Genomic DNA, 727 nt, shown 5'->3' with positions numbered 1-727 from the left:
CCGCCGGTGACGGTCCTCCAGGGGGAGATCGAAGTCCGTCACCGCTCTTCCGTTCACCGCCGTCTCCAGGGCGACGACATCCCGGAACGCGTCCAGGTCCCCCACGTATCCGTCGAGGAATCCGCAGAGCAGGTACGCCCCGTCGTGAGTGGTGGTCCACCCGTGCTCAAGCACCGGGCGCAGCACGTCGGGCACATCGTCGATCCCCGCCCCCGGATACCGACATCACCGACCAGCCGCCGCATCGCGTCATTGGTCTTCATCGGTGCTGTGAACTCCTGCTTCCGTGGTCATGGCAGCCAGGCCCTCCCGTGCGACGCACCAGCAGGCCACTTCGCGAGCCGGATCCGGTAGAGGCCACTCGTGCGGGGTGGCACGGTTTCCCGCACCTCGGTCGCCTCCCACCGTCCCCGCGCACGGCGGGCCAGGCGTCGTCGCCGCACGGCCGCAACGCCGCTTGCTGGATCACTCGGAGACCCGGGCCTTGAGTTCCCCTCCGCTGGACTCCACGGAGACAGTGAACTCTTCCCCGGTGATGTCGATTCCCACGAGAGTGCCCACCTCGTTGAACACGGGACGCTGGAGGACGACGGGCGACCCTTCCGTCGAGAGGCAGACATCAATGCGTTCACGCGAGTAGTCCCCGTGTGGCCAGAAGTATTAGGGCAGATCGGTGCGTGCTTCCTCCTTCAGGGCGAGCGACCAGTCGGTCCACACGGTGCAGACC

1 protein-coding gene is annotated in these 727 nt (G+C 67.1%); it reads right to left on the bottom strand.

Going from position 1 to position 727, the window contains the following annotated elements; translation table 11 throughout:
* Positions 1 to 195 (bottom strand): hypothetical protein (locus ACWF62_RS20535; RefSeq protein ID WP_452631262.1); only part of this gene is annotated, 195 nt, incomplete at its 3' end.
* Positions 196 to 727 lie beyond the last annotated feature (532 nt).

The organism is Rhodococcus sp. NPDC054953 (assembly GCF_053609225.1).
Note: the sequence above shows the minus strand (reverse complement) of the source record. Positions and strands in the feature narration are given on the sequence as shown.